We start from the raw sequence: 23,175 nt of genomic DNA on the forward strand, positions 1-23,175 counted from the left end.
CAACGCTCGATGCCGCGAGGGCGGATGTGTTCGAATACATCGAGCGGTTCCACAACCCGAGGATGCGACGAAGGGTCGCCAGGCAAGACCAGAAGTTCTCAGCCCTTTTACAACCGTCCGTGATTTCGGGGTAGAACCCCCGCCATCACCCCAGTGCAAAGTTCCTGGACGCCCTTACTGATCACTCTCAGGACGTGGTCCTAGGTCGCACGGACACTAATGGCCGAGTTTCGTTCTTCTTCGACGCGGGCGACACCGATGTCAGAGTGGAACGGGGCGAACTGAACGACCGCTCGTCGCCAGAGGCACAAGCCGCTGGATCCTCTGCGCCCGCTATCAACCCCGCTTCCTCATCTTTGCCTACTTCTCCGATGCCCCCGCCACAATCGGCCCCCACCCCAGCCATCGTTCCGGCGCCCTGGACCACGGGCGCGCCTGGCCCGGTTGAGATCCGGATACCTTACAACCCTGCTGCCGGTCTGAACATCTCGATCCAAATCAAGATTGAGCCGTCCCCCCCTGCACTGCAGGTCGATGGCTCGACGGTCCCGTTTCAGCTCGCCGGGGGCAGAACGCTGCCCTCGCTCCTTTTTCTGACGCACTCTGCAGCGCTCAGCCGTAATGTTGGCAAGTCATGTGTTGACCAAGTCCTCGCAGATATAGCCCGCAGAGGACATACGGTTCTGGACGTCAGCGGATCCTCTCTGTCGAACCCGGATGCCGCCGCAGCCCGGGCCAGAGAAGCCTTTAACGCCGACCCAGAGCTACAAGGAGTGGTGATCCTGGGCGGCTATGATGTCATTCCCGCGATACCAGTCGATGTTTACCCTACAGGTTATCCGGAAGAAGAGAAGCGCAAAGACCCCGATCACTTCATTGTCTGGACCGACAATTTCTATGGTGACGTTGATGATGATGGTATCCCGGAAAAGCCAGTAAGTCGTATCCCTGACGGGAGGTCGGCCTCGCTACTCATGGCTGCCCTGGCTGCATCCCCTGCGTCTAGGTCCGATCGGGGCCGGCGGCATGGCGTCTACAACCTCAAGCGCCCTTTCGCCAAGGAGGTCTTCAAACTGATCCCGGGCCAGGGGGCCTCTCATGCCTCCTCTCCATACTCAGTTGCAGATCGCTCCCCCTCCACGGGTGACTACCTGTACTTCATGCTCCACGGCCATCACGACGACGCCAGCCGGTTCTGGGGAGAGACCCACCACAGTAGGCCAATCGAGGCCCTTCAGATCAGTGACCTCCAGCTGAACCCTGGGGCGGTGGTCTTCACAGGGTGTTGCTGGGGGGCCTTACCGGTCCAAGAGACCGCAAGAGGCTATTTGGGGGGCCAAATCACCCCTAGAACGGCTAATGATTCCATTGCCCTGGCCTGCCTGAACCAGGGGGCACTTGCGTACGTTGGCTGTACAGGTGTTCACTATTCACCCACACTACCGCCCTATGATGTAGGCGGCGGCACAATTCACAGAAATTTCTGGGACAGTGTCAGCGACGGCTCGCCGCCCTCCAGAGCGCTCTTTGAAGCAAAAAAGGCAATGACCACTCAGATGCTGACTCACGCAGGTGAGATGCGGCTGCAAATCCTGGACATGAAGCACTTCCACCAATTTTGCTTGCTCGGCCTAGGATGGTAGGAGGAACCATGAGCGATATCGATCCCGTTGTGCAAGACATCATTAGAAGCAAGATCCCAAATGCACACATCGTTGATCCCGATGTCATTTCGAGTTCCCAGTCTGCCGGGGCTCGGAAGGCTGCTAAAGCCGAAGCCATGATTGCGAAGTGGAGCTCGCGTCAGTTCATCCAACAGGCCTTCGCTGAACCTGATGGCCTTTCGCAGAGTACGTCGGGTCATGTCATAGACTTTGCGGTGATTGAGGTAGAGGACGACTTTGATGCCGGCTCCAAGCGCCGCCAGACAGTAATCGTCGACAAGACTGCTGGCGAAATCATTGCTGTATCGGGCTGAGGCGCCCTGTCCAATTCGGTAATCAAGAACGGGCCCGATGGGCCCGTTCTTGCATCATAGGGTGTGTAAGTACATCCCCACCGCTCCCGCAGCGACTGCTTCCTTTGACGCAGCCCGGGCCTGTGATCTTTCCCCGCAACTCAAGCCACTGGCTCGGAGGCTATGAATAGCGCGTCCAAAGACGGGAGGCGCCCGCGTGCGGTCGATCGCTCCCTCTGAGCATCCTCGTCTCTTCTGACACCCTTGTCCTGGGCCAACGCCTAATTGGACATGCCGAATACACCATCAATCCAGTTGACCTCGGCTGCGCCTATACGCTAACGCTCGCAATTGCAGCCGCTGAACCGCTGCAGTTGGCAGAACGAATTGTATGCCCGTCCCATGATCTACGTCCTCTCCATCCCATATCTCGATGAACGCGTCCATGGCCATGTCGTGGATATTTCTCTCATCCATATGGTCACGAAGGACTCGACGAACGTGCCCGGCCAGGACGTCAGCGATCATCAATCCGGGCGATTCACAGGACCGCGCAAACGATAAATCTGCCCTCTCAGCAAATGAGTAATCCGCCCCCAAGCGGATGTACTCGCTAGGATCCTTGATGGTCTCAATGGCCGCCTTAGCTAATCGCAGGACCTCGTCATACTGCGCCTGATCGTCATGAACCAAAGTGACGCCGCTTAGCCGGCCACGAAGATTCCGATTGATGCGAGCGTAAAGACTTGTCAGCGATGAGTAGTTTGGCAGGACCCAGTACAAGGAACTACGCTTATCTGCGTCTGGAAGAGGAAGGAACTGCCGGTGACCAGCAGGGCTTCTGGTCATGGCCATTTCAAGGTCATTGATCGTTTCGCTCACACTTCTTGCAATTAGATCGAGCGTCCGACACTCATTACTGTCGCCTCGTGGCTCCTGAGCCCAGCAAAGCAAGGCCTCCAAGGAGACGCGCACTGCCTCAGAAGTGTCCCTCTTACAGGCGTCGATGAACGCGCCCAGTACCGAATCAGGCATGGCCTGGTAGAGGTAGTCCGCAAGGTGATTCCTCAGAAATCGATCTGTCTCGTCCAATCGAGTCTTCGCCGTCACCGGCAAGATGTGGTAGTTGATGATTGAGATGATGAGGTAGTACACCTTGTCCACCGCCTCGACAAAGACGGGGATTCCTCTCTCACGCAGCGCCATCGCGAGATCCCTGGCGACACCCGGCCTCTTACCCAGCGCATCCGATTTGATCTCCGATTGCTGGTGAAGGCGATGCTTCCGCACCACGTCGCCTAACAGTTCCTCGGCCAACTCCGGCAAAATGGGCCCAACTGCTGCGAGGGTGAAATGCGGCTGGCCGTTGAAATTGAACTCCTTGTTAGAGGTGATCAGATCTCCGGTATGACCGCTTTCGTCGATATAGATGAAACGCCCTCTCAGCAGTGCAGCCATCGTCAATCACCACTCTCGTATTTCGATGTGGACATCGCCTTCTTCGCAGACCGGCTAACCGAATACCCCTGCCCCGCCGATACGGGCGCCACTACTGAGCCTTAAGCCTTCAACTCTCGTGAGGCAGCTTGAGGAGGGCGATCCAAACGAATCAAGCCAGACGAGTCCATCGTGTAGACAGGCATGTCTCCAAAAGCATCGAATACATCGCTCAGAGTAACGCTCACTTCACCTATTGCTTGAACGCGAGGTGCGCCGGCCACCCCCGCGATATCGGTCATCTTCTTAACCCAGATATCGCGGATGTCATGTACAAAGATCCCCACGACCTCCGCGCCCCTAACGCGCCATTCGTTGTAGGCACCCACGACGCAGAAAGAACGTTCCAAGGCCTCTTTACTTAGGCGCCAGCCGCTAGACCTATCGCTACCATCCCCTCCTGAAGAGGAGCCGGCATCATCGTCATAGACCGATAGGACAGATTCGACAGTTGGCTTGAATATTACGCCCACGCTTCCACAGAGCTGCATAGCGTGCCCCGGCCACAGGGCTGAGCATGAAAGGCTCCACGCGTCCTTATTCTTGATCGCCTCCTGCAGATCGCTGGGAAAAACGACGTTCCGACCCATGTTTGCGATGTGAGAAAAATGAACTACGACAGCCCCACGTTGCCGAAGTGCTGAATTGAGACACTCGTCAGTCATCTCGGATTCTTGTAACAATTTCTGACTCCTTTCATTGCGATGCCTGCAAGCCCAGGTCATCTCACCCTCAAGAAAACAGCACTGAAGATCAAAGAGGCCTAGGACGCTCCTTAGCGTGCTCCTGCCACCTAAGGATTCCAGCTCTCGGATACCACCGTTCTGCCATCCGCGTCCCTCTGCACAACCGTATTGGTCTTCTGGAAACCCCTTACCGCGATGTGCTCGCGAAGCTCCACGGTCCCGACCACCTTGCCATCGGCGTCCAGGATCTCATAGTCAGTTACGTCGGTTTCGCCCATAAAGCCGATCTCCCGAGAACTCACCAGCCTCACGGTCTGTCCCTGTTCAAGCTTCAACCTATCAAGCATCGCCTCTCCATTGAAGTGAATCGAATTGAACTGTTTGATCAACTCCATCAGCCATTGATCTATGTGCCACTTGTCCCTTGCCGTCCAACACCTGCATCGCCAAACCGCAAGAACAGCGGAATTTTCGAACGATGCCCGCGTCAGCAGCATAGCGCTTATGCCACCTAATCAAAGTGCCTATCGGCAGACCCGGCCATAACTTTAGCGAGGATCTCGCAACTGAGTAGCCCAACCCAGTCGATCGCGCGCGGAGGTTCACACCATAGACTTCGCGCCCTCCAACTCGCCCCATTGCGAAGAACTAGATGTCCACGGCAGAAATCCGATCCAAGCGATTCGCTCGCGCTCTCGTCACGCTACAAATTGGATCCCAGATCCTGAGCGCTGTCCGACGATCAACGAGCTGCATGAAGATTGCTTATAGCTGGCTCTTCCGACAAGCACGGAGAATTGAAGGCCTGCTCAAGTTCAATCCAGTCACTGTGCTACTCCTGTTCCCGTTGGTAGCGACACCGGCACGCTTCGCAAAGTCCCAGCGCAAGGGCTTAGTAGCATCCTTGGTGGCTACCGGCGTACTGCTATGGACAGCGGCAGGCTTCTGGACCTCTGCACTGCAGGAACTTACCGCGAAGTCTCTGCGGATGATGGAGAAAATTCAGCCATCTCAAATGAATGAGATTTCCAAGCAACAGTTCGAACTTATGCTTAGCACGATCATGGGCAAACCCATGGGCTTGGTGATAGCTACGCTAGTTTTCTTGATGGCATGCTGTCGCGCAGCTTGGTACAAGGGCTTCATCGGCCTGTATTACCGGTCTCGACGTCATCGTCCTATCGTCGGACTCCACTACTTCCTCGTCCAATCCGCCTCCAATGCGCTCTACCTAGGGGTACTGGTGTATGCCGCATGCTTCGCTATCAACAACTGGGCATGGCTAGAGGAACCAGTCTATCGAATGGTACGTTCGGGCTATTTTCTGATACCGGTGCTTATCCTTGGGCTCATCCAGAACCGCTATTTTCGCCATAAGGCCAAGGTAGACAAACAACTCTACGGCTCTTGGCTGGCAGAGCTGATATCGACACTTGCTGCCCTGGTCGCACTGGTGCTGGGTGGTTGCGGCCTGATCTGGTTGTTGGGCCTAGGAATGAGGTACTTCGGCACAGCCAGTACAGGATAAGCCTGATCGAGAATGCCGAGAGACAGAATGTCAGGCTGGCAATAGCATTGGCGGTCCGCATCACCTCAGCTTTTCAAGCAGCCCATTCAGCCACCGCATCTTCCCGCTACCGACGTGGGAAGATGCTCAGGCAGCTAAGGCGTTGTAGCAATCAGCTTGAACTGAAAGCAACAAGATCACTGCTTCAGTTCAGCCGCGCCTTGATCAACGGTCGCAGCAGGTAGTTCAGGACGCTGCGTTTGCCGGTCAGGATGTCCACGTCCGCCACCATGCCGGGAATGATCGGTAGGGCCTCCCCGTGCCGCCGCAGCTGGCTACCATCGGTACGGATCAGCACCTGGTAGAACGATTCCTTGCCCCGCGGCGTATCCTCCTCGATGGTATCGGCGCTGATCTGCTCGACAGTGCCGCTGAGTTCGCCGTAGATGGTGTAGTCATAGGCGGTGATCTTGACCTTGGCCGGCATGCCCGGCACCAGGAACGCGACGTCGCGCGGCTTGACGCGGGCTTCCACCAGCAGCCGTTCCTCCACCGGAATCACCTCCATGATCGGCTCGCCGGGAGGAATCACGCCACCGCGGGTATTGATCAGCACCGTGTTGACCCGCCCACGCACGGGCGACAGGATTTCGGTGCGCCGCAGCTGGTCCTGCCGCTGGTGCACGATCGGCTCCAGTGCGGACAGCTCCGCCTTCAGCTTGGAGCGTTCGGTATAGGCTTCCTGGAAATAGGTGTTGCGCAGCTCGCTGAGCTTGCCGGTCAACGTGGCGATTTCCTGGGTCAGCTTCAACTCTTCCATCTGGCTGACGGCGTTGCGCGCGACCAGCGGCCGCACGATGCGCAGCTGGTCGCGTGCGATCGACAGCTGCTGGCCGATGGCTGCCGAACTCTGCTGCAATGTCGCACGGCGCGACTGGTACAGCTCCCGCTCCGAACGTGCCAGCGCGCTCCCGGCCGGAATGTCGTCCGGGAACTCGATGGCACCTTTGCCCAGCACCTCGGCATCCAGCCGCGCGATTGCGGCCCGCAGCACCTGCGACTGGTTGGCCGATTCTTCGTAGTTGGTACGGAAGTGGGTTTCCTCCAGCCGCACCAGCGGCTGGCCCACTTCGACCAGATCCCCCTCCTTCACCAGCAGGCGATCGAGGATGCCGCCTTCCAGGCTCTGGATCTTCTGCATGCGGCTGTACGGCACCACCCTGCCCTCGCCACGGGTCACCTGGTCCAGCTGCGCAAGCGCGGCCCAGCCCACGGCGATGGCCACCGTTGCCAGCAACACCCACAACAGCGGCCGGTACACGGGATGGGTGGACGCCAGCAGTGGATCCGCAAGCTCACGCCGCAGGCGCTGCGAACGCTTCTGTCGCTCAACCATGATGCCCACCTGCGACCGCGGCGATCGGCTGCACCTGGTTGCCCTGCACCTGGTTGCCCTGCACCACCTGCTCCAATGGACCGTCCATGATGATCCTGCCGTTGCGCATCACCACGGCACGCTCGACGAGGGCCAGCATGCTGCGCTTGTGGGTGGTCAGTACCAGCGTGCGCTGGCCGAGCCAACGCTGCAGGAACTGGATGACATGGGTCTCGCTCTGCTGGTCGAAGGCGGCGGTGGGCTCATCCAGCAGCACGACAGGCGGATCCTGCAGGATCTCCCGGGCTAGGCCGATGGCCTGGCGCTGGCCACCGGACAGGCTGCCATTGCCCATGCGTGCAGTACCCCGCGCGGTTCCAACTGGTGGCCGCGATGAATCCCTGCCCGTGCGGCTGGGCCGGTGACCGCAGCAACCGCTGCCTGTGCAGCGACGAGCGGATCAATCGCTACCGCGCGCGGGTGTCTGGCCCGTTGCTGGACCGCATCGATCTGCATATCGGCGTGACGCGGATGGACGCGGTGGAGCTGCGGGAGAGCACGCCGCTGGGTGAGCCCAGTGCTGCGGTACGCGCACGGGTGGAAGCCGCCCACGCCCGGCAGCAGGCGCGTGGCGCGCTCAATGCGCATCTGCCGCCAGCGGCGTTGCGGGCGTGCACGAAGCTGAGCGAGGCCGATCAGGATCTGTTGGAGCAGGCCATCGAGCGTCTGCAGCTTTCGGCACGTGCGATGCACCGGATTCTGCGGGTGGCGCGCACGATTGCTGATCTGGCGGGTTGCGAAGTGATCCAGACAGCGCATCTGGCTGAGGCGATCGGGTATCGGCAGCTGGATCGGGGAAAGCCCTAGAAACACCGTTCCGAGTGGTCGTTGGTAGAGTCGACTGTTAGTCGACTCGCGCGCGAAGCGCGGTCTCCTGGTGGGCCGACGCGAAGAGCAGTCGACTAGCAGTCGACTCTACCAGGAGCGGGTCATGGCGACGGATGGTGCGATGATGCCGGAGCGGGTCATGGCAGCTCGGCACGCCGGGGCCGCCCCCGCGCATCACGCCGCGGAATCCACCCGCCCACGCTTCGCCAGCAACGCCACCCGACGGCTGACCAGCGCGTGCAGCTCCGCCAGCTCCGACGCCCGGTCAGCCGTCATGTTCCCGCCAAACAGCACCCGCGACAACGCCGCCTCGTCGCTGTCCTCCGGGTGCTGCCACCGGTCCCGGTACACCTTCTGGCACACCAGCCAGGCCAGCCGCAGCCCCCCACCGGGCAACGGACGGACCACGCGCTCGTAGACGTGCCAGAACTGGTACTCGGCCTGCAGGTCGATCACAGGCGCCACGGACAGCGCCTTCCGGGGCCGTCCTGGGCCCCGGATGCCGAACAACGGGGTTCGCGGGTTGTACTGAGCCATGCCAACAGGATGACCCAGCAACATTGTGGGAACCTTGCGTCGCTGCCGGAAAATCCCTGTTGATTGCGCAAGGCGGGCTTCCGGGCGGGTTTTGGGGTCAGAGCCCTTTGCCGTGCAAAGGGATCTGACCCCGGCCTTCGTTGCCTCAGAACGCCATCGAGGTACTGAGCATCAGCTGCCGTGGCGCGCTGCGCTGCAGGGTCTGGTAATCCCCCGAGAACGACGAGCCGGCGATGGTGGCGGTGCCGATGTTGTGGCGGTTGAACAGGTTGCTCACGTCCAGCCGCAGCTCCAGGCCGGGCACGGCGCTGTCCGCACCGAAGCGGTAGGCGGCATAGGTATTGACCTGCCAGAACGTCGGCACGCGGATGTCGTTCTCGTAGGTGAAGGGCTGGCGCAGGTACGAGGTGCTGGTGGCACCGAAACGCCAATCGCCGAAATGCGCCGACAGGTCGCTGACCAGCGAGATCTGCGGGTAACCCGGCTGGGCGTTGCCCTTGATCGGGTACACCGTGTCACCCACCACGAAATCACTGTCGTAGTACGAACGGGCCACGGCCACGCCCTGGTAGAACTGCAGGTGGTCGCTCAGATCGGCGGTGATGCCGAGGTCGGCACCGATCACGTGCATCTTCGGCATCAGCCGCACGGTATTGATCTGTGCGAACTGGGTGCCGATGGCCGCCGACAGCAGGCGGTTGCGGATGTCGTTGTAGAACACGTCGCCGGTGATCGTCAGCCGGTCGAAACGATGCGAAGCGCCTACGGTGAGGTTCCAGTTCTTCTCCGGGCGCAGCGTGCCGGCCACGCGGTCGAACTCTTCCTGGTCGGTGATGGTCCATGCCGAGGCGGTGTAGCCGATGTTGCCGCGCTGGGCCACGCGGTAGCCGTTCATGGTGTTGGCCAGGTCGATGAAGGCATCGGTGGATTCGGTCGGGCTCCAGAACAGCGAGACATGCGGCAGGAAGTTGCTTTTCGCGCGCAGCGTGCCGTTCACCGGCCGGTCCTTGGCATCACCGAGGCCGCCACCACTGGTGCGGAAATCCACGGCCTTGAAGCCGACACCCAGCTTCAGCGTGTCGTTCAACACGATGTCGTCCTGCAGGTAGAACTGACGCGAGCGGGTCACCCAACTCGATGCGTTGTCGGTCTTGAACGCGGGGCCGTACACATCAAACGGACCGGTGGCCTTCAGCGGCGGGCCCTCGCCCAGCAGCGGCTGCTGGTACCACTCGGTCTTGGCGGCGGCCTTGCTCTTCTCCTGCCAGAAACCGGCGGTGAAGGTGTGCGCGCCCGCCTCGAACTGCAGGTTGAGCATGCCGCCCAGCCGGTTGAGGCGCGGTGTCTGCACCTGTTCGGAGAATGGCGCGCCGTTGGGCGACGGTACGGTCGGGTCGGTCAGCGTGGCCTGGGTGTGGCTGTTGGCGTTGTACAACTGCACGTTGCCGCTCAGCGCCGGACTGATCTGGAAACGATGGTTGATCGAGGACACGCGGTCGCGGGTGGTCTGGCCGGTGTCGTACGGAATCAGTTCGGACAGCTCACCACAGGTATAGGCGCCGCAGGATTTGTCTGCGTTCTCTGGCGAGGCCACGTAGTACGCCCAAGCGTAGTCAGGGTAGAAGATGTCGGCCTTCCAGCCCAGCTTGCGGATCATGTCGAAGGAGATGTTGTTGTAGCCCCAGACCTTGGCCTTGCTGTCAGAGAGAAACACAGTGAAATCGCCCCAGGCCACATCCTGCTGCAACTTCAGATCGCCGCGCAGAAAGTGTTGGGTGCCGCCACCCTGGTACTTGTCGGCGGACACGCGCTGCAGGTCGACCAGCACTTTCGGGCCATGCTCGCCGAGCTGGCCGCTCTGCCCGGATACAGTGGTGACCAGCGTGTTGTTGCTGCCCACGCCCTGCTTCACGCGCAGGCTGGGCGTGTCCTGCAGCTCGCGCAGGCGGTATTCCAGGCTGCCACCGTTGACGCTGCTGGAGAACACGCTGACCGGTGCGCCACCGGGGCTGACCGTGATCGCGCCGATGCCATCGGGCACGCCCACGTTCACCACGCTGGTGCCGGTCAGCGAGAGGAAGCCGTTGTCGTTCAGCGGCACGCCTTCGAAGGTGATGCCCATTTCGTTCATGCGGAAGCCGCGCACGAACAGGCTGGTGGCCGAGATATCCAGGCCCAGCCCGTCGGTGGCGGTATAGCTCGCGCCCGGCACCTGCTTCAGCATGGCCAGGCCGTTGTTGCCGGTGACCATCGCGTCGAGGTCTTCGGCCTTGATGATGTAGCGGTTGGGGCCGACCACCTGGGTCGGTGCCACGGCCGCACCGCGCGGCGTGGCGATCACCTGCAGGGCGTTGAGCGTGGTGGGCGAGTCGTGCGCGGCATCGTGCGTTTCTGCGGCGTACGCAGGTGCGGCGATGGCAGCAATGATGGCCAGGGCGAGGCGCGTCGTGGGTGGGGTGTTCATGGCAGTAGATCCAGGGTGCAGGGAGAGAGCGGCGCAGGCGCACGCCCAGCGCGTTGCAGCACCGGTGTCGGCGCCCTGGCTGGCGGTGCGATCGCGTTGAGGGAGTGACGGCGTAGTGCGCGCCGGTCAGCAGACGAAGACGATCATCTGCCGTGGGATTCGGTGGGGTGATTTCGACGTGCGGAATTCTTGCATCGCACTGCCGCATCCGCCATTGCACCGTGGTACAGCGCGGCTATACGCAGGTATCGTCCTGTCCGGTATCTTCAGATACCCGATTCCAGATTGGCAGGAGCCTTGATGACCCGCTGGACCACCTGGAAAGCAATAGCCAGCGTTGGCATGATGTTGCTTTCGTGCATGGAAACTGCGCTATCGCACGACAGAGTTGAAGTGCGTTCCCCACAGCGTCTGGATGCCCTGATCGACGCGCTCGTCACCACGCCGTCGCCGATCAGCCCGGCCCAGTTGCATGAGCTGGGCATCATCGCGCCGTTTTCATTTGAGAAGGATGCAGGACCGCGCATCTACCGGTCACAGCCGATGCTGACCGCCGATGGCTTTGCCATCGATAACGTGGAGTATCGCGTTATACGCGGCGAGGACGATGAAATCCGCCTTCTGTTCGTCACGTTCGTGGATACGCCATGCTTCCCACTGGAGCGGTTGGCTAAGCGTTACACCCTGCAGCCATTCATCTATCCACCCAGCCATGGTGCGCCATTGATCGCGCGGAACCACGAGCAGCACCATTCGCTCACCGTAGGAGCGCAGGAGATCATCGTCCGCAGCCAGCGCGATGCTCCGCACTGCGTGCTGGGCCTGAGGCGCTGAGCGCCGCTTGGCGCCTCAACGCAATACGTAGGCCTCAATGGCGTGCGCCACGCCGTCATCAGCATTGCTGCTGGTCTCAAACCGCGCCACCGCCTTCACCGCATCAATGGCATTGCCCATCGCCACGCTGGTACCGGCGTACTGCAGCATGGTCAGATCGTTTTCCTGGTCGCCGATGGCCATCACGTTGGCGCGGTCGATGCCCAGATGCTCGGCCAGCTTCTGCAGGCTCGGGCCCTTGCCTGCGCGGTGGTCGAACACTTCCAGGAAGTACGGCGCGCTCTTCAATACCGCGAAGCGCTCGGTCAGTTTGCTGGGCAGGCGCGCGATGGCGGCATCCAGTACCTCGGGCTCGTCGATCATCATCAGCTTGATGAAGGACATCGACGGGTCCATGTCCTCCACGCGGCGATACGACAGCGGCATCCGCGAGAGATGCGAGTCGGCCACGGTGTAGTAGCTGATGTCCTGGTTGGGCGTGTACATGCGCTGGCTGTCCAGCGCCTGGAAGTGCACGCCCAGGTCGCGGGCGACCTGCTCGCAGAACAGGAAATCGTCGAAGCTGAGCGGATACTCGACCACGGTTTTGCGGGTGCCGATGCGCTGCACCAGGCCGCCATTGCAGGCGATGCAGTAGTCGTCGTTGCCGTTGATGCCGAGCTCGTGCAGGTACGGCGCCAGGCCGGGGACCGGGCGGCCGCTGGTCAGCACGATGTGCACGCCCAGTGCGCGCGCCTGCGCGATGGCCTTCCTGGCGCGGGCGGTGAGCTGGTGCGACGGGTCCAGCAGGGTGCCATCCATGTCGATGGCGACCAGTTCGATGGTCGATTGCCTGCGGCCCATGTCCATTGCGTTCAACTCGTGCGGGGCACGCCAGTTTACCCCCTCATGCCCGGTTCACCTCTTTGCCCACATTGGCCGGGATACTTCAGGAGCCTGTGCGTCCCCCACCGCAGGACGGCCCGTTGACCGCCCTTCCCTGGAGAACCTTGCGACGCATGACCTATCATGCCCCCGAAACCGACGACAGCGCGCCCCTGGCCCAGCAGATCGAGCAGATGATCGACGAGCTGCCCGGCGACCAGGTGCGTGTCGGCACCCTGCTCAGTGCGCTGGGCGATGAAGGCCTGTTGCTGATCGTGATCCTGCTCTCGGCCATCTTCATCATCCCGGTGTCGATTCCGGGGCTGAGTACCGTGTTTGGCGCCTCGATCCTGCTGATCGGCCTGAGCCGGGTGCGCAACCGCCCGCTGTGGGTACCGCAGAAACTGGCGCGCCGCGAGATCGCCACCGACAAGCTGAAGGCCAACCTCGGCCGTGCGCTGAAGTGGGTGCACCGCATGGAGCGGTTGTCGCGGCCGATGCGGCTGGCGGTGATGGTGCGCTCGAAGAAGATGATGCGCCTGAACAACCTGATGCTGGTGTTCGCGACCCTGCTGCTGATGGCCCCGGCTGGGCCGATTCCCTTCAGCAATACGCTGCCGGCGTTGGCACTGATGTCGTTTGCGATTGGCTTCATCCAGCGCGATGGTGCGGCGGTGGCCGCCGGTTATGGTTTCGTGGTGGCCACGGTGGTGTATTTCGGCGTGCTGCTGGGTGGCGTGGGGTTTGCTGCCGAGTCGGTGTTCAGCGGGTTCCGGGCACGCTGAACCCGGTGGCAGAACCGGCAGGGCGGAGTCGACAGGGTAGTGTCGACTGCCCTTCGCTGCTTACCGGGGAAGCACGCGCTGCGCGCTCGAGTCGACTGACAGTCGACTCTACCGGATGTTCTTCGGCCATGGCTCGACGCTACACAGCTACTTGGCCGACACCCGCCACACCACGTCGCCCACGTCGTCGGCCACCAGCAGCGCGCCTTCGGCGTCCATCGCCATGCCCACCGGCGCACCCATCAGCTTCTTCTCGTCCTTCGAGGCGAAGCCGCTGACCACGGTCTGCGGCCGCCCGGTCGGCTTGCCGTCCTTGAACGGTACGTAGACCACTTCGTAGCCGCTCAGTGGCGAGCGGTCCCAGCTGCCGTGCTCGCCGATGAAGGCGCCGCCGTGGTACTGCGCCGGCAATGCCTGGCCGGTGTAGAACAACAGGCCCAGCGGTGCCACGTGCGAGCCGATGGCGTAGTCCGGTGTGATCGCCTTGGCCACCAGGTCCGGCCGCTGCGGCTGCACGCGCTCGTCCACGTGCTGGCCGTAGTAGCTGTAGGGCCAGCCGTAGAAGCCATCCTCCTTCACCGAAGTGAGGTAGTCCGGCACCAGGTCGGCACCGATCTCGTCGCGTTCGTTCGCCACCGCCCACAACGTGCCAGTGCTCGGCTCCCAGTCCAGGCCGGTCGGGTTGCGGATGCCCGACGCAAAGATACGGCTGCCACGGGTGGCTACGTCCACTTCCAGCACCACTGCGCGGCGGTACTCGACGGCCAGACCATTTTCGGTGATGTTGCTGTTGGAGCCCACGCCAACGTACAGCTTGCGGCCATCGCGGCTGGCCAGCAGTTCCTTGGTCCAGTGGTGGTTGATGGTGCTGGGCAGGTCGGTGAACTCGCGGCCCTTGTCGGACATGCGGGTTTCGCCGGGCACGTAGTGGTACTGCATGATGTTGCCGGTGTTGGCCACGTACAGCGTGTCGCCGATCAGCTGGATGCCGAACGGCGAATGCAGGCCTTCGATGTAGACATGCTGGACCCAGGTGTTCGTCCCCGGCGTGCGGCGCAGCAGGGTGACCCGGTTGCCGCCCTTGCCGGCCTTGCCCGAGCGCGCCTTCACCTTGCCGGCGATCCACTGCTTGGGCGTGGTGACCGGTTCTTCGCCGGGGCCGTTGCCTTCCACCACCAGTACATCGCCGTTGGGCAGGGTCAGCAGCCGCCGCGGATGCTGCAGGTTGGCGGCGATGCGCTCGATCTTCAGGCCCTCGGCCACCGTGGGGGTCTGTCCATCAGCCCAGCCAACGCCCTTGGGCACCTGCATCGGCGGCATCAGGAAGTTGGCCGGCTTGGGCAGCGGCGGCTGCGGGCCCGACTGGTCGGCCGGATGGTACTCGGCCTTGCCGGCGCAGGCCGACAGGGCGGCGGCCAATGCCAAGGCGGCGACGGTGGGCAGGATGTGCTTAGCCATGACGACCTCCCTGCAGCACCGGCGGCTGCAGTGACAGCAGGATCAGGCCCAAGGCGATCAGGGCCACGGTCAGCGCCGACAGGATCGTGCCCGGCACTGCAACGGCATACGCATCGCGGCTGTGCACGAAGGCGTTCCAGATGGCCAGCACCACCGCGACCAGGTTGAGGAAGAAGTCGATGCGGTCGATACGGGTGGCCGTGCCGTTGCGGCGCCAGACCGCGAACAGGTTGATCAGGCGCGGAAGGATGGCGATCAGCAGGCCGAAGGTGATCAGCCAGGCGGCGGCCTTTCCCCACATCACCTCGGCGCTGCTGAGGTAGATCGCGTCGAAGATCAGTGCACCGACGAAGAAGCCGAAGGGTATCGGGTTCAACAGGCTGAACAGCGTGGTGCCGAAGCCGCGATGGGCCTGGGCCAGAGGGTTGACCATCATCGTGCTCCGATGCGGAAGGGTGCACGGGCTGTAGTAACACAGCGCGATGTGAGGGCGCGCGATGATACCCGGCGGGGCTGCCACACCCACCGCGCAGGCACCCCGCTACGCGGATTCGTCCTCGCGCACCTCGTGGAAGGGCAGCATCGTCTCGAAGCCGAATTCGTGTTCCATGCTGGTGCGGACCAGGCCGCCGATGGCGTAGCGGCTGGTGTTGGCATGCACGTCTATGCCACCGAGCCGCCACTCGGTGCGCAGATGCAGCGTCTCTGCGCGGCGCATGACGATCCGTTCCTCCTGCAGCAGCGCGCGTCGGTGCCTCTTCATCAACAGCCGCAGCGGTTTCACCGTGGTGATGCCGAATGCGGCCAGCTCGGGCAGCAACTCGACGATATCGGCATCGTCGCCATAGTCGTGGCTGCGCGTATGCACGGACAGCACCACCTTGCGGATGGCGGCAACCGAGAGCGGGGTCTGGTCTGCGCGCGCACGTGCACGCTGGCGTCCATTCTTCATGCGTGTCTTCATCTGCATGTGATTACCACGTTTCCGGCCCTCGAAGCAGACGCGCGAAGATGGCGTGAAGGCATTCGAATGCCCTGTCATAACCTGACGTACTAAGCGTTTGTGACGCAATTGGCACATTCGCAGATTGTTTGTGTGAAGAGGTAGGGGGTTGTTCGTTGTGTCGCGTTTGGCTCGTTGCGATGGGGCAGTTCCGCCCCGCCGTCCTGCCATGCCGATTCACAACAGAAGGATTCGTGTATGAAGCGACACACGCAACGCTCCGCGCCACCGCGCTCTGCGCGCCTGGCCCTCGCCACTGCCCTGGTGCTGGGCAGCCTGGCCGCCACCGCCCAGGCCCAACAGGCTGATCCGCTGGCGGGTATCCAGTGGCACCTGCTCAACACCGGTCAGACGGTCCCGGCCGACACACTGCCGGTGGCCGGCAACGATCTGAACGTGGATGGCCTGTTCCGCAATGGCATCCGTGGCCAGGGCGTCACCATCGCCATCGTCGACGATGGCCTGCAGATCGCGCATCCGGACCTGGCGGCCAACGTGGCCGCGGTGGCCGGCAAGAACTTCACCAATGGCTCGAACAACCCCACCCCGACCAACCCGGATGTCGACAACCACGGCACCATGGTCGGTGGCATCGCCGGTGCGGTGGGCGCCAACAACCTGGGCGTGCGCGGTGTGGCCCCGGCGGCGACGCTGAAAGGCTTCAACCCGATTTCGCGCTCAGCCCTGGGCAACCAGCAGAGCAACATCGAGTACGCCTGGTGGGACGGCGCGGAGTCTGCCGACGTGCAGGTGTTCAACAACAGCTGGGGCGCCGGCCCGGGCAATCCGAACCTGCCGTTGGCGTACAGCGAGAACACGATTCGTTCGTACGAGCAGGCGCTGTCGGGGACGCGCGGTGGCCGCGGCGGCATCTACGTGAAGTCGGCCGGCAACAACTTCAACAATGCCTCGATCAGCCAGACCCAGGATGTCTGCACCACCGACACCAAGAACCGCAACACCGGCTGCGTGCCGGCTGGCCGCGACCCGCGCAACAACCTGTTCAACGTCATCACCGTAGGCGCGGTGCGCGCCGATGGCGTGCGCTCGTCGTATTCCTCCACCGGCTCGGCGCTGTGGGTGTCGGCCTTTGGCGGCGAGTACGGCCTGCAGGCGCAGTACGCCCCGGGCCTGGTGGCACGCGCCTACGACCCGGCCATCGTCACCACCGACGTGACCGGGTGCGCGCAGGGCAGCAACAAGAACACCAACCGCCAGAACACGCTGGACAGCAACCTGTCGGCCATCGACAGCACCTGCAACTACACCGCCAAGATGAACGGCACGTCCGCGTCGGCACCGATGGTGTCGGGCGTGGCCGCACTGGTGCTGGAAGCCAATCCGAACCTGTCCTATCGCGATGTGAAGTACATCCTGGCCACCACCGCCACCCGCAACCACCCGAACCAGCCGGCGGTGACACTGGCCGACGGGCGCACGCTGGTGCCGGGCTGGACGGTGAATGCTGCCGGCCGTGCCTACAGCAACTGGTATGGCTTCGGCGTAGTCAACGCTGCACGTGCAGTGCAGGTCGCCGAGAACTTCCAGTCGCTCGGTGCGCTGGTCGACAGCGGCTGGCGCAACACCACGCGTACCGTGGCCATCGGCAACACCTCGGCTGCCGCCGCACGCCTGACCTTCCAGTTGGCCAACGGCGCGCGCAACATCGAAAGCGTGCAGCTGGGCTTCCGGGTCAACCACCGCAACACGCGCCAGCTGCAGTTCGTGCTGGTGTCGCCCAGCGGCACCCGCAGCGTGGTGCAACCGGCGTTCACCGCGATCGGTTCGGGCACGGGTGGCGCGCAGAGCAACTTCACCAGCTGGGACCTGCTGTCCAGCAATGCCTTCCTGGATGAAAATGCCAGCGGCACCTGGACGCTGGAAGTGACCGACATGGGGCAGGCCGCGACCGCAGCTTCGCGCGGCAACCTCGAATTCTTCAAGATCCGCGTTCTGGGGCACTGATGATGAAGACCACCATTCTGTTGAGCACGCTCGCCTTCGCGGCGATGACCTCCCCTGCCTGGGCACAGAGCTCGGGGCAGACCCCTCCAGCCAGGACCCTGTCGACCGTGGATGCGCAGGAACTGAAGGCGTCCGCTACCGGCCGCTCGTTCGATGTGGGCGGCACGCGCTTCCAGCTGTCTCCCTCGACCACCGTGAAGCAGGCCAGCGGCGGCCAGTTCACGATCACCCCGCAGGCGGCGGCGACCACCAGCGCGCGTACTAAGCGTTCGCTGGATGGCGCAGCGGCCGCGCCTGCTGATGCCGGTGCCGGCAAGTTCGCGGCGGCGGTCTCCCGCGACGGAGCGCCGGTGGTGGCGACCTCGCGGGTCAAGGTGTTCTTCACCGATGCGGCATCGGCCCAGCGCGCGGCTACGGCCACCGGCGGCACCGTGGTGAAGGTGTCGAAAGCTTCGGGCCAGGCCATCGTGGAGTATCCGTCGGTGAACGCGGCACTGGATGCGACCACCAGGCTGCTGTCCACCGCCGGTATCCGCGCCACCGAGCCGGACGTGGTGCAGTGGGAAGAGACCAAGTAAGGCGTTGAGTGGTGCCCCCGGCCGGTTGGCTCTCCTGGCCGGCCGGGGGATTGGTGTGGGGGGGGGCGTGCCGACCAACGGTCGGCACCCACCGCGGTAGAGGTGGCGTCAGCGGGCGGCGAGTGTGTCGCTGTGCTTGCGGCTGCAGCTGGCCAGTGCGTCGTTGCCGGCGGCGGGATGAGCGGGCTCCAGCAGCAGGCGCTGCACGTCGGAAAACAGCTTGTCCACCGGCATGCCATAGGGCGCGAACAGGCGCAGTCGACCCTGGCGGTCGAACACGTAGCCACCGGCAATGTGGCTCATCGTGTAGGTATCCGGTACCTGGCCGGGTTCCTTTTCGTAGAACGCCTTGAAGTCGCTGGCCATCGCCGCCAGCTGCGCTTCGTTGCCGACCAGTGCGATTGCCTTGGGGTCGAACGCTTCCACGTAGGTCCGCGCAACCTCCGGGGTGTCGCGGGCCGGGTCAACGCTGACGAACACCACCTGCAGCTGGTCGGCATCCTTGCCCATCAGGTGCTTGACCTGGCTCAGCTCGACCATGGTGGTCGGGCACACGTCCGGGCAACTGGTGAAACCGAAGAACAGATAGGTCACCTGCCCCTGCAGGTCCTTCGGGCCGCGCACGGTGCCGTGGCTGTCGGGCATCGACCACTGCTGGCCGAGCTCTTCGCAGGCGATGTCCTTGGAGTAGAAGTCCATGCGCGACTGCGCACTGCAGCCGGCCAGCAGGCCGAGCAGCAGGCCTGCGGCCAGCCGCAGGCCACGTTGGGGGAACGCAATGCCTTTCACGGTTCGCAGGCTCAGTTGATCATCATGTGGTAGTGCATGCTCCAGATGATCCAGACCGACAACGCGACGATGATGAACAGGATCACCAGGGTGAACACGAAGCTGGCCAGGTTCCAGCCACCTTCGGACTTGCGGTCCATGTGCAGGAAATAGACCAGCTGCACCAGGATCTGCGCCACCGCGAAGCCAACCAGCAGGAACAGCGTGAGCGGCCGCGACAGCACGGGGTTCATCACCAGTGCGAACGGCACCACGGTCAGCAGCGCGCACAGCACGAAGCCGATCAGGTAGGACTTGGTGGAGCCGTGCGCATTGCCGGCGCGCGAAGTTTCGACGTGGGCCATGTCAGAAGGCTCCAATCAGATAGACGAAGGTGAAGACGCAGATCCACACCAGGTCCAGGAAGTGCCAGAACAGGCTCAGGCACGACACACGGGTGATGTTGGTCGGGGTCAGGCCACGGCGGTAGACCTGGTGCATGACCACCGCCATCCAGATCAGGCCGCTGGCCACGTGCAGGCCGTGGGTGGCGACCAGCGCGAAGAACGCCGACAGGTAGGCACTGGTGCTGGGGCCTGCGCCTTCGTGGATCAGGTGCGAGAACTCGTAGATCTCCATGCCGATGAACGAGGCACCGAGCACGAAGGTCACGCCCAGCCAGCGCAGCACCGCCGAGGTGTCGTGGCGATGCATCGCCAGTACGGCCTGGCCGTAGGTGATGCTGGAGACCAGCAGCAGGAAGGTCTCGGCCATCACGAACGGCAGCGAGAACAGCTCCTTGCCGGTGGGGCCGCCGGCGTAGGCGGTGCTGAGCACCGCGTACGAGGCGAACAGCGAACCGAACAGCACCAGGTCGGACATGAGGTAGACCCACATGCCGAACACCTTCATGCCGCCCTGTTCGTGGCCGTGGTCGTGCTCGTGGTGGTCCTCGCGCGCCTGCGTGTCGCTGGCCAGTTCGGGGCGGGTCAACAGGTTCATGCGCGTACCTCCTTCAGCTTGGCAAGGTTGGCCGCTTCGGTGCGCGCCACCTCTTCGGAACTGACGTAGTAGTCCACGTCCTCGTCGTAGGACCGGACGATCAGGGTGACGATCATCGCGATGAAGCTGGCCGCGGCCATCCACCAGATGTGCCAGACCAGGGCGAAGCACAGCACCAGGATCCAGATGTTGAGGATCAGCGGCACGCCGGTGTTCTTCGGCATGTGGATCGGTGCGTACTTCTTCGGCGGCGGCGGCAGGCCGCGCTTCTTCGCTTCGTGGAAAGCGTCCAGCTCATCGGCCTTGGGCACCACGGCGAAGTTGTAGAACGGCGGCGGCGACGGCGTAGCCCATTCCAGCGTGCGTGCGTTCCACGGGTCGCCGGTCAGGTCCAGGTTGCGCTTGCGATCGCGCACGCTCACGTAGATCTGCACCAGCATCAGGATGATGCCCGCGAACACGAACAGCGCGCCGATGAAGGCGGCGATCAGGTACGGCATCCACGCCGGGTTGTCGTACTGGTTCATGCGGCGGGTCATGCCCATGAAACCCAGCATGTACAGCGGCATGAAGGCCAGGTAGAAGCCGATCACCCAGCAGGCGAACGACCACTTGCCCAGGCGCTCGTTGAGGGTGAAGCCGAACACCTTCGGGAACCAGTAGGCGAAGCCGGCCAGGTAGCCGAACAGCGCGCCGCCGATGATGGTGTTGTGGAAGTGCGCGACCAGGAACAGGCTGTTGTGCAGCAGGAAGTCCGCGCCCGGAATGGCCAGCAGCACGCCGGTCATGCCACCGATGGTGAAGGTGACCAGGAAGGCGATGGTCCACAGCATCGGCACGCTGAACTCGACGCGGCCGCCGTACATGGTGAACAGCCAGGTGAAGATCTTCACGCCGGTGGGGATGGCGATGATCATCGTCATGATGCCGAAGAAGGCATTGACGCTGGCACCGGAGCCCATGGTGAAGAAGTGGTGCAGCCAGACGATGAACGACAGGATGCCGATCGCCAGCGTGGCACCGACCATCGACTTGTAGCCGAACAGCTTCTTGCGCGCGAACGTGGCGGTCACTTCGGAGAAGATGCCGAACGCCGGCAGCACCAGGATGTACACCTCCGGATGGCCCCAGGCCCACACCAGGTTCACGTACATCATCGGGTTGCCACCCAATGTGTTGGTGTAGAAGTTGAAGTCCAGGTAGCGGTCCAGGGTGAGCGCACCCAGCGCCACGGTCAGGATCGGGAAGGCGGCGATGATGATCACGCTGGTGACCAGCACGGTCCAGGTGAACACCGGCATCTTCATCAGGGTCATGCCCGGCGCACGCATGCGCAGGATGGTGATGAACAGGTTGACGCCGGTCAGCAATGTGCCGATGCCCGAAGCCTGCAACGCCCAGATGTAGTAGTCGACACCGACCCCTGGACTGAACTCGATGCCCGACAGCGGCGGATAGGCGACCCAACCGGTCATGGCGAATTCGCCAACGCCCAGCGAGATCATCATCAGAGCAGCGCCGACCACGAAGATCCAGAAGCTGAAGGCGTTGAGGAACGGGAACGCCATGTCGCGCGCACCGATCTGCAGCGGCACGATGATGTTCATCAGGCCGACCACGAACGGGGTGGCCACGAAGAAGATCATGATCACGCCGTGCGCGGTGAAGATCTGGTCGTAGTGCTCCGGTGGCAGGAAGCCGTCACTGCCCGGCCCGGCCGCCGCCAGCTGCGCGCGCATCATCAGCGCATCGGCAAAGCCACGCACCAGCATGACCAGCGCCACCACCACGTACATGATGCCGATCTTCTTGTGGTCCACGGTGGTGAACCAGTCACGCCAGAGCGGACCCCACAGCTTGAAGTACGTCACCGCGCCGAGCAGCGCGAGGCCGCCCAGCACCATGGCCGCCAATGTGACCACGACGATCGGCTCGTGCAGTGGCACGGCCTCCCACGTCAATCTACCCAACATGTTCGTTACTCCTGGGAAACCTGGGCACCGCCGGCAGCGCCCGCCGGGGTAGCAGCAGCGGTGTTCTCACCGACGCCGATGAACTGGTCGATGACCTTCTTGAACAGCAGCGGTTCAACACTGGAGAAGTGCTGCACCGGTGCGTTCTTCGACGGCGCGGCCAGCGCCTTGAACTGCGTGAAGCTGAGCGCGTCGGGCGCGCTGCGCACCTCGGCCACCCAGCGCTCGAAGTCTTCGTTGCTGCTGGCAGTGGCGATGAACTTCATGTTCGAGAAGCCATGCCCGCTGTAGTTGCCGGACATGCCACGGAACTGGCCGGGCTCGTTGGCGATCAGGTGCAGCTGCGTGCGCATGCCGGCCATCGCGTAGATCTGCCCACCCAGCTGCGGGATGAAGAAGGTATTCATCGTCGAGTTGGAGGTGATGTTGAACGCCAGCGGGCGGTTGGCCGGGAAGTTGAGCTGGTTGACCGTGGCGATGCCCAGGTCCGGGTACACGAACACCCACTTCCAGTCGGTGGCGATCACGTCCACGTGCAGCGGCTCACCGGCCACGTCCAGCGGCTTGTACGGGTCCAGCTCGTGGGTCGACTTCCACACGATCACCGCCAGCACCGCGATGATGATCAGCGGCACGCCCCAGACCACGATCTCCACCTTGGTGGAGTGCGACCAGTCCGGCGTGTATTTCGCTTTGGTGTTACCAGCGCGGTAGCGCCAGGCGAATACGAAGGTCAGCACGATGGCCGGTATCACCACGATCAGCATCAGGCCGATGCAGATCAGGATCAGGTCGCGCTGGGCGAGCCCGACCATGCCCTTCGAATCCAGCAGCACCCAGTCACAGCCCGACAGGCCGACGCAGGCCAGGGCGACCAGCGCCAGGCGGATGCGGTTCCAGCAGATATTCATTGGAGGTCAACCCTGTTGAAGAAGCGCGCTTGACCGGCTCGCCTGCGCGCAGCGCCCGGGCGTGGAGCGGCTACACTGTGGGTACGAGGTCGCCTACAAGCAGGCGAACCACTCCAATCAAGC

General features: G+C 62.9%; 22 protein-coding genes and 2 pseudogenes. 9 read left to right on the forward strand and 15 right to left on the reverse strand.

The annotated features are described in order from the left end of the window. From AC5P99_RS20030 to AC5P99_RS20040, 3 genes and pseudogenes are all read left to right on the forward strand, one after another. Positions 1 to 134, forward strand: a pseudogene (locus tag AC5P99_RS20030) (IS3 family transposase); the annotation flags it as partial. Between the two features lie 639 nt (positions 135 to 773). Further along, the gene (locus tag AC5P99_RS20035) at positions 774 to 1,643 is read left to right on the forward strand and encodes a hypothetical protein (RefSeq protein ID WP_495213488.1); all 870 of its coding nucleotides are present in this window, start codon (positions 774 to 776) and stop codon (positions 1,641 to 1,643) included. 8 nt (positions 1,644 to 1,651) lie between these two features. Next, the gene (locus AC5P99_RS20040; RefSeq protein ID WP_149501081.1) at positions 1,652 to 1,978 is read left to right on the forward strand and encodes a hypothetical protein; all 327 of its coding nucleotides are present in this window, start codon (positions 1,652 to 1,654) and stop codon (positions 1,976 to 1,978) included. Positions 1,979 to 2,263: 285 nt separating this feature from the next. On the opposite strand, the gene AC5P99_RS20045 is transcribed toward AC5P99_RS20040, so the two are convergent. Beyond that, positions 2,264 to 3,415, reverse strand: a complete 1,152-nt coding sequence (locus tag AC5P99_RS20045) for a DUF3800 domain-containing protein (protein WP_495213489.1) — start codon at positions 3,413 to 3,415, stop codon at positions 2,264 to 2,266. Positions 3,416 to 4,247: 832 nt separating this feature from the next. Then, positions 4,248 to 4,535 carry a hypothetical protein gene (locus AC5P99_RS20050; protein WP_050557885.1) on the reverse strand — a complete coding sequence of 96 codons (288 nt, stop codon included), beginning with the start codon at positions 4,533 to 4,535 and terminating at the stop codon, positions 4,248 to 4,250. 359 nt (positions 4,536 to 4,894) lie between these two features. On the opposite strand from AC5P99_RS20050, the gene AC5P99_RS20055 reads away from it, so the two are divergent. Next, positions 4,895 to 5,668: a hypothetical protein gene (locus tag AC5P99_RS20055; protein WP_155647121.1), complete on the forward strand. Its 774-nt coding sequence runs from the start codon at positions 4,895 to 4,897 to the stop codon at positions 5,666 to 5,668. A 184-nt stretch (positions 5,669 to 5,852) separates the two neighbouring features. Here the strand turns inward: AC5P99_RS20055 and AC5P99_RS20060 are convergent, their stop codons facing one another. Both AC5P99_RS20060 and AC5P99_RS20065 read right to left on the reverse strand, forming a co-directional pair. Then, complete coding sequence (locus AC5P99_RS20060) at positions 5,853 to 7,043, reverse strand: beta-barrel domain-containing protein (protein WP_005414746.1); 1,191 nt, start codon at positions 7,041 to 7,043, stop codon at positions 5,853 to 5,855. Then, positions 7,036 to 7,377, reverse strand: coding sequence for an ATP-binding cassette domain-containing protein (locus AC5P99_RS20065; protein ID WP_495213490.1), 342 nt, complete (start codon positions 7,375 to 7,377; stop codon positions 7,036 to 7,038). Before AC5P99_RS20065 ends, AC5P99_RS20060 begins: the two co-directional genes overlap by 8 nt. 2 nt (positions 7,378 to 7,379) lie before the next feature. Between AC5P99_RS20065 and AC5P99_RS20070 the strand changes: the two are divergent. Further along, positions 7,380 to 7,889 (forward strand): annotated as a pseudogene (locus tag AC5P99_RS20070) (magnesium chelatase subunit ChlI family protein); the annotation flags it as partial. A 195-nt stretch (positions 7,890 to 8,084) separates the two neighbouring features. Here AC5P99_RS20070 and AC5P99_RS20075 read toward each other — a convergent pair. After that, complete coding sequence (locus AC5P99_RS20075) at positions 8,085 to 8,471, reverse strand: hypothetical protein (RefSeq protein WP_049396582.1); 387 nt, start codon at positions 8,469 to 8,471, stop codon at positions 8,085 to 8,087. A gap of 121 nt (positions 8,472 to 8,592) precedes the next feature. Beyond that, on the reverse strand, positions 8,593 to 10,911 hold the full coding sequence (locus AC5P99_RS20080; RefSeq protein WP_088431818.1) for a TonB-dependent receptor: 2,319 nt from the start codon (positions 10,909 to 10,911) through the stop codon (positions 8,593 to 8,595). A 300-nt stretch (positions 10,912 to 11,211) separates the two neighbouring features. Here AC5P99_RS20080 and AC5P99_RS20085 point away from each other — a divergent pair, with 300 nt between their 5' ends. Further along, positions 11,212 to 11,745 (forward strand): hypothetical protein, encoded by a 534-nt coding sequence (locus tag AC5P99_RS20085; protein ID WP_133050235.1) that lies wholly within the window; start codon positions 11,212 to 11,214, stop codon positions 11,743 to 11,745. A 15-nt stretch (positions 11,746 to 11,760) separates the two neighbouring features. Here AC5P99_RS20085 and yidA read toward each other — a convergent pair whose 3' ends face one another. Next, the gene (gene yidA / locus AC5P99_RS20090) at positions 11,761 to 12,594 is read right to left on the reverse strand and encodes a sugar-phosphatase (RefSeq protein ID WP_495213491.1); all 834 of its coding nucleotides are present in this window, start codon (positions 12,592 to 12,594) and stop codon (positions 11,761 to 11,763) included. Positions 12,595 to 12,743: 149 nt separating this feature from the next. Between yidA and AC5P99_RS20095 the strand changes: the two genes are divergently transcribed. Continuing rightward, positions 12,744 to 13,394, forward strand: a complete 651-nt coding sequence (locus AC5P99_RS20095; RefSeq protein WP_495213492.1) for an exopolysaccharide biosynthesis protein — start codon at positions 12,744 to 12,746, stop codon at positions 13,392 to 13,394. Positions 13,395 to 13,541: 147 nt separating this feature from the next. Here the strand turns inward: AC5P99_RS20095 and AC5P99_RS20100 are convergent, their stop codons facing one another. From AC5P99_RS20100 to AC5P99_RS20110, 3 genes are all read right to left on the reverse strand, one after another. Then, positions 13,542 to 14,852, reverse strand: a complete 1,311-nt coding sequence (locus AC5P99_RS20100) for a PQQ-dependent sugar dehydrogenase (RefSeq protein WP_495213493.1) — start codon at positions 14,850 to 14,852, stop codon at positions 13,542 to 13,544. Then, entirely contained in the window at positions 14,845 to 15,285 is a 441-nt protein-coding gene (locus AC5P99_RS20105; protein ID WP_495213494.1) for a DUF2231 domain-containing protein, read from the reverse strand. Before AC5P99_RS20105 ends, AC5P99_RS20100 begins: the two co-directional genes overlap by 8 nt. A gap of 108 nt (positions 15,286 to 15,393) precedes the next feature. After that, positions 15,394 to 15,804, reverse strand: coding sequence for a hypothetical protein (locus tag AC5P99_RS20110; RefSeq protein ID WP_495213495.1), 411 nt, complete (start codon positions 15,802 to 15,804; stop codon positions 15,394 to 15,396). Between the two features lie 249 nt (positions 15,805 to 16,053). On the opposite strand from AC5P99_RS20110, the gene AC5P99_RS20115 reads away from it, so the two are divergent. Together AC5P99_RS20115 and AC5P99_RS20120 are read left to right on the forward strand one after the other, a co-directional pair. Next, entirely contained in the window at positions 16,054 to 17,820 is a 1,767-nt protein-coding gene (locus tag AC5P99_RS20115) for a S8 family serine peptidase (RefSeq protein ID WP_005411470.1), read from the forward strand. Beyond that, positions 17,820 to 18,398, forward strand: coding sequence for a DNA breaking-rejoining protein (locus AC5P99_RS20120; protein WP_088431824.1), 579 nt, complete (start codon positions 17,820 to 17,822; stop codon positions 18,396 to 18,398). The genes AC5P99_RS20115 and AC5P99_RS20120 overlap by 1 nt, the downstream gene beginning before the upstream one ends. A gap of 108 nt (positions 18,399 to 18,506) precedes the next feature. Here AC5P99_RS20120 and AC5P99_RS20125 read toward each other — a convergent pair whose 3' ends face one another. The 5 genes from AC5P99_RS20125 to cyoA are packed head-to-tail and all read right to left on the reverse strand — an operon-like array spanning position 18,507 to position 23,052. Continuing rightward, positions 18,507 to 19,187, reverse strand: coding sequence for an SCO family protein (locus AC5P99_RS20125; protein ID WP_111687794.1), 681 nt, complete (start codon positions 19,185 to 19,187; stop codon positions 18,507 to 18,509). Positions 19,188 to 19,198: 11 nt separating this feature from the next. After that, entirely contained in the window at positions 19,199 to 19,531 is a 333-nt protein-coding gene (gene cyoD / locus AC5P99_RS20130) for a cytochrome o ubiquinol oxidase subunit IV (protein WP_005411473.1), read from the reverse strand. A gap of 1 nt (position 19,532) precedes the next feature. Further along, positions 19,533 to 20,168, reverse strand: coding sequence for a cytochrome o ubiquinol oxidase subunit III (gene cyoC / locus AC5P99_RS20135; RefSeq protein ID WP_012481498.1), 636 nt, complete (start codon positions 20,166 to 20,168; stop codon positions 19,533 to 19,535). Then, positions 20,165 to 22,141: a cytochrome o ubiquinol oxidase subunit I gene (cyoB, locus tag AC5P99_RS20140; protein WP_495213496.1), complete on the reverse strand. Its 1,977-nt coding sequence runs from the start codon at positions 22,139 to 22,141 to the stop codon at positions 20,165 to 20,167. The genes cyoC and cyoB overlap by 4 nt, the downstream gene beginning before the upstream one ends. Positions 22,142 to 22,146: 5 nt before the next feature. Continuing rightward, entirely contained in the window at positions 22,147 to 23,052 is a 906-nt protein-coding gene (gene cyoA / locus AC5P99_RS20145) for a ubiquinol oxidase subunit II (RefSeq protein WP_010482114.1), read from the reverse strand. Positions 23,053 to 23,175 lie beyond the last annotated feature (123 nt).

The organism is Stenotrophomonas sp. YJH_SMC_80, from assembly GCF_059372495.1.

What these genes read in the sequence shown, in the direction of transcription:
- cyoD (WP_005411473.1), bottom strand. Translation starts at nt 19,531, where the DNA reads ATGGCCCACGTCGAAACTTCGCGCGCCGGCAATGCGCACGGCTCCACC.
- cyoB (WP_495213496.1), bottom strand. Translation starts at nt 22,141, where the DNA reads ATGTTGGGTAGATTGACGTGGGAGGCCGTGCCACTGCACGAGCCGATC.
- AC5P99_RS20100 (WP_495213493.1), bottom strand. Translation starts at nt 14,852, where the DNA reads ATGGCTAAGCACATCCTGCCCACCGTCGCCGCCTTGGCATTGGCCGCC.
- AC5P99_RS20065 (WP_495213490.1), bottom strand. Translation starts at nt 7,377, where the DNA reads ATGGGCAATGGCAGCCTGTCCGGTGGCCAGCGCCAGGCCATCGGCCTA.
- AC5P99_RS20055 (WP_155647121.1), top strand. Translation starts at nt 4,895, where the DNA reads ATGAAGATTGCTTATAGCTGGCTCTTCCGACAAGCACGGAGAATTGAA.
- AC5P99_RS20080 (WP_088431818.1), bottom strand. Translation starts at nt 10,911, where the DNA reads ATGAACACCCCACCCACGACGCGCCTCGCCCTGGCCATCATTGCTGCC.
- AC5P99_RS20120 (WP_088431824.1), top strand. Translation starts at nt 17,820, where the DNA reads ATGATGAAGACCACCATTCTGTTGAGCACGCTCGCCTTCGCGGCGATG.
- yidA (WP_495213491.1), bottom strand. Translation starts at nt 12,594, where the DNA reads ATGGACATGGGCCGCAGGCAATCGACCATCGAACTGGTCGCCATCGAC.
- AC5P99_RS20085 (WP_133050235.1), top strand. Translation starts at nt 11,212, where the DNA reads ATGACCCGCTGGACCACCTGGAAAGCAATAGCCAGCGTTGGCATGATG.
- AC5P99_RS20095 (WP_495213492.1), top strand. Translation starts at nt 12,744, where the DNA reads ATGACCTATCATGCCCCCGAAACCGACGACAGCGCGCCCCTGGCCCAG.
- AC5P99_RS20045 (WP_495213489.1), bottom strand. Translation starts at nt 3,415, where the DNA reads ATGGCTGCACTGCTGAGAGGGCGTTTCATCTATATCGACGAAAGCGGT.
- AC5P99_RS20075 (WP_049396582.1), bottom strand. Translation starts at nt 8,471, where the DNA reads ATGTTGCTGGGTCATCCTGTTGGCATGGCTCAGTACAACCCGCGAACC.
- AC5P99_RS20115 (WP_005411470.1), top strand. Translation starts at nt 16,054, where the DNA reads ATGAAGCGACACACGCAACGCTCCGCGCCACCGCGCTCTGCGCGCCTG.
- cyoC (WP_012481498.1), bottom strand. Translation starts at nt 20,168, where the DNA reads ATGAACCTGTTGACCCGCCCCGAACTGGCCAGCGACACGCAGGCGCGC.
- AC5P99_RS20060 (WP_005414746.1), bottom strand. Translation starts at nt 7,043, where the DNA reads ATGGTTGAGCGACAGAAGCGTTCGCAGCGCCTGCGGCGTGAGCTTGCG.
- cyoA (WP_010482114.1), bottom strand. Translation starts at nt 23,052, where the DNA reads ATGAATATCTGCTGGAACCGCATCCGCCTGGCGCTGGTCGCCCTGGCC.
- AC5P99_RS20040 (WP_149501081.1), top strand. Translation starts at nt 1,652, where the DNA reads ATGAGCGATATCGATCCCGTTGTGCAAGACATCATTAGAAGCAAGATC.
- AC5P99_RS20050 (WP_050557885.1), bottom strand. Translation starts at nt 4,535, where the DNA reads ATGGAGTTGATCAAACAGTTCAATTCGATTCACTTCAATGGAGAGGCG.
- AC5P99_RS20105 (WP_495213494.1), bottom strand. Translation starts at nt 15,285, where the DNA reads ATGGTCAACCCTCTGGCCCAGGCCCATCGCGGCTTCGGCACCACGCTG.
- AC5P99_RS20110 (WP_495213495.1), bottom strand. Translation starts at nt 15,804, where the DNA reads ATGAAGAATGGACGCCAGCGTGCACGTGCGCGCGCAGACCAGACCCCG.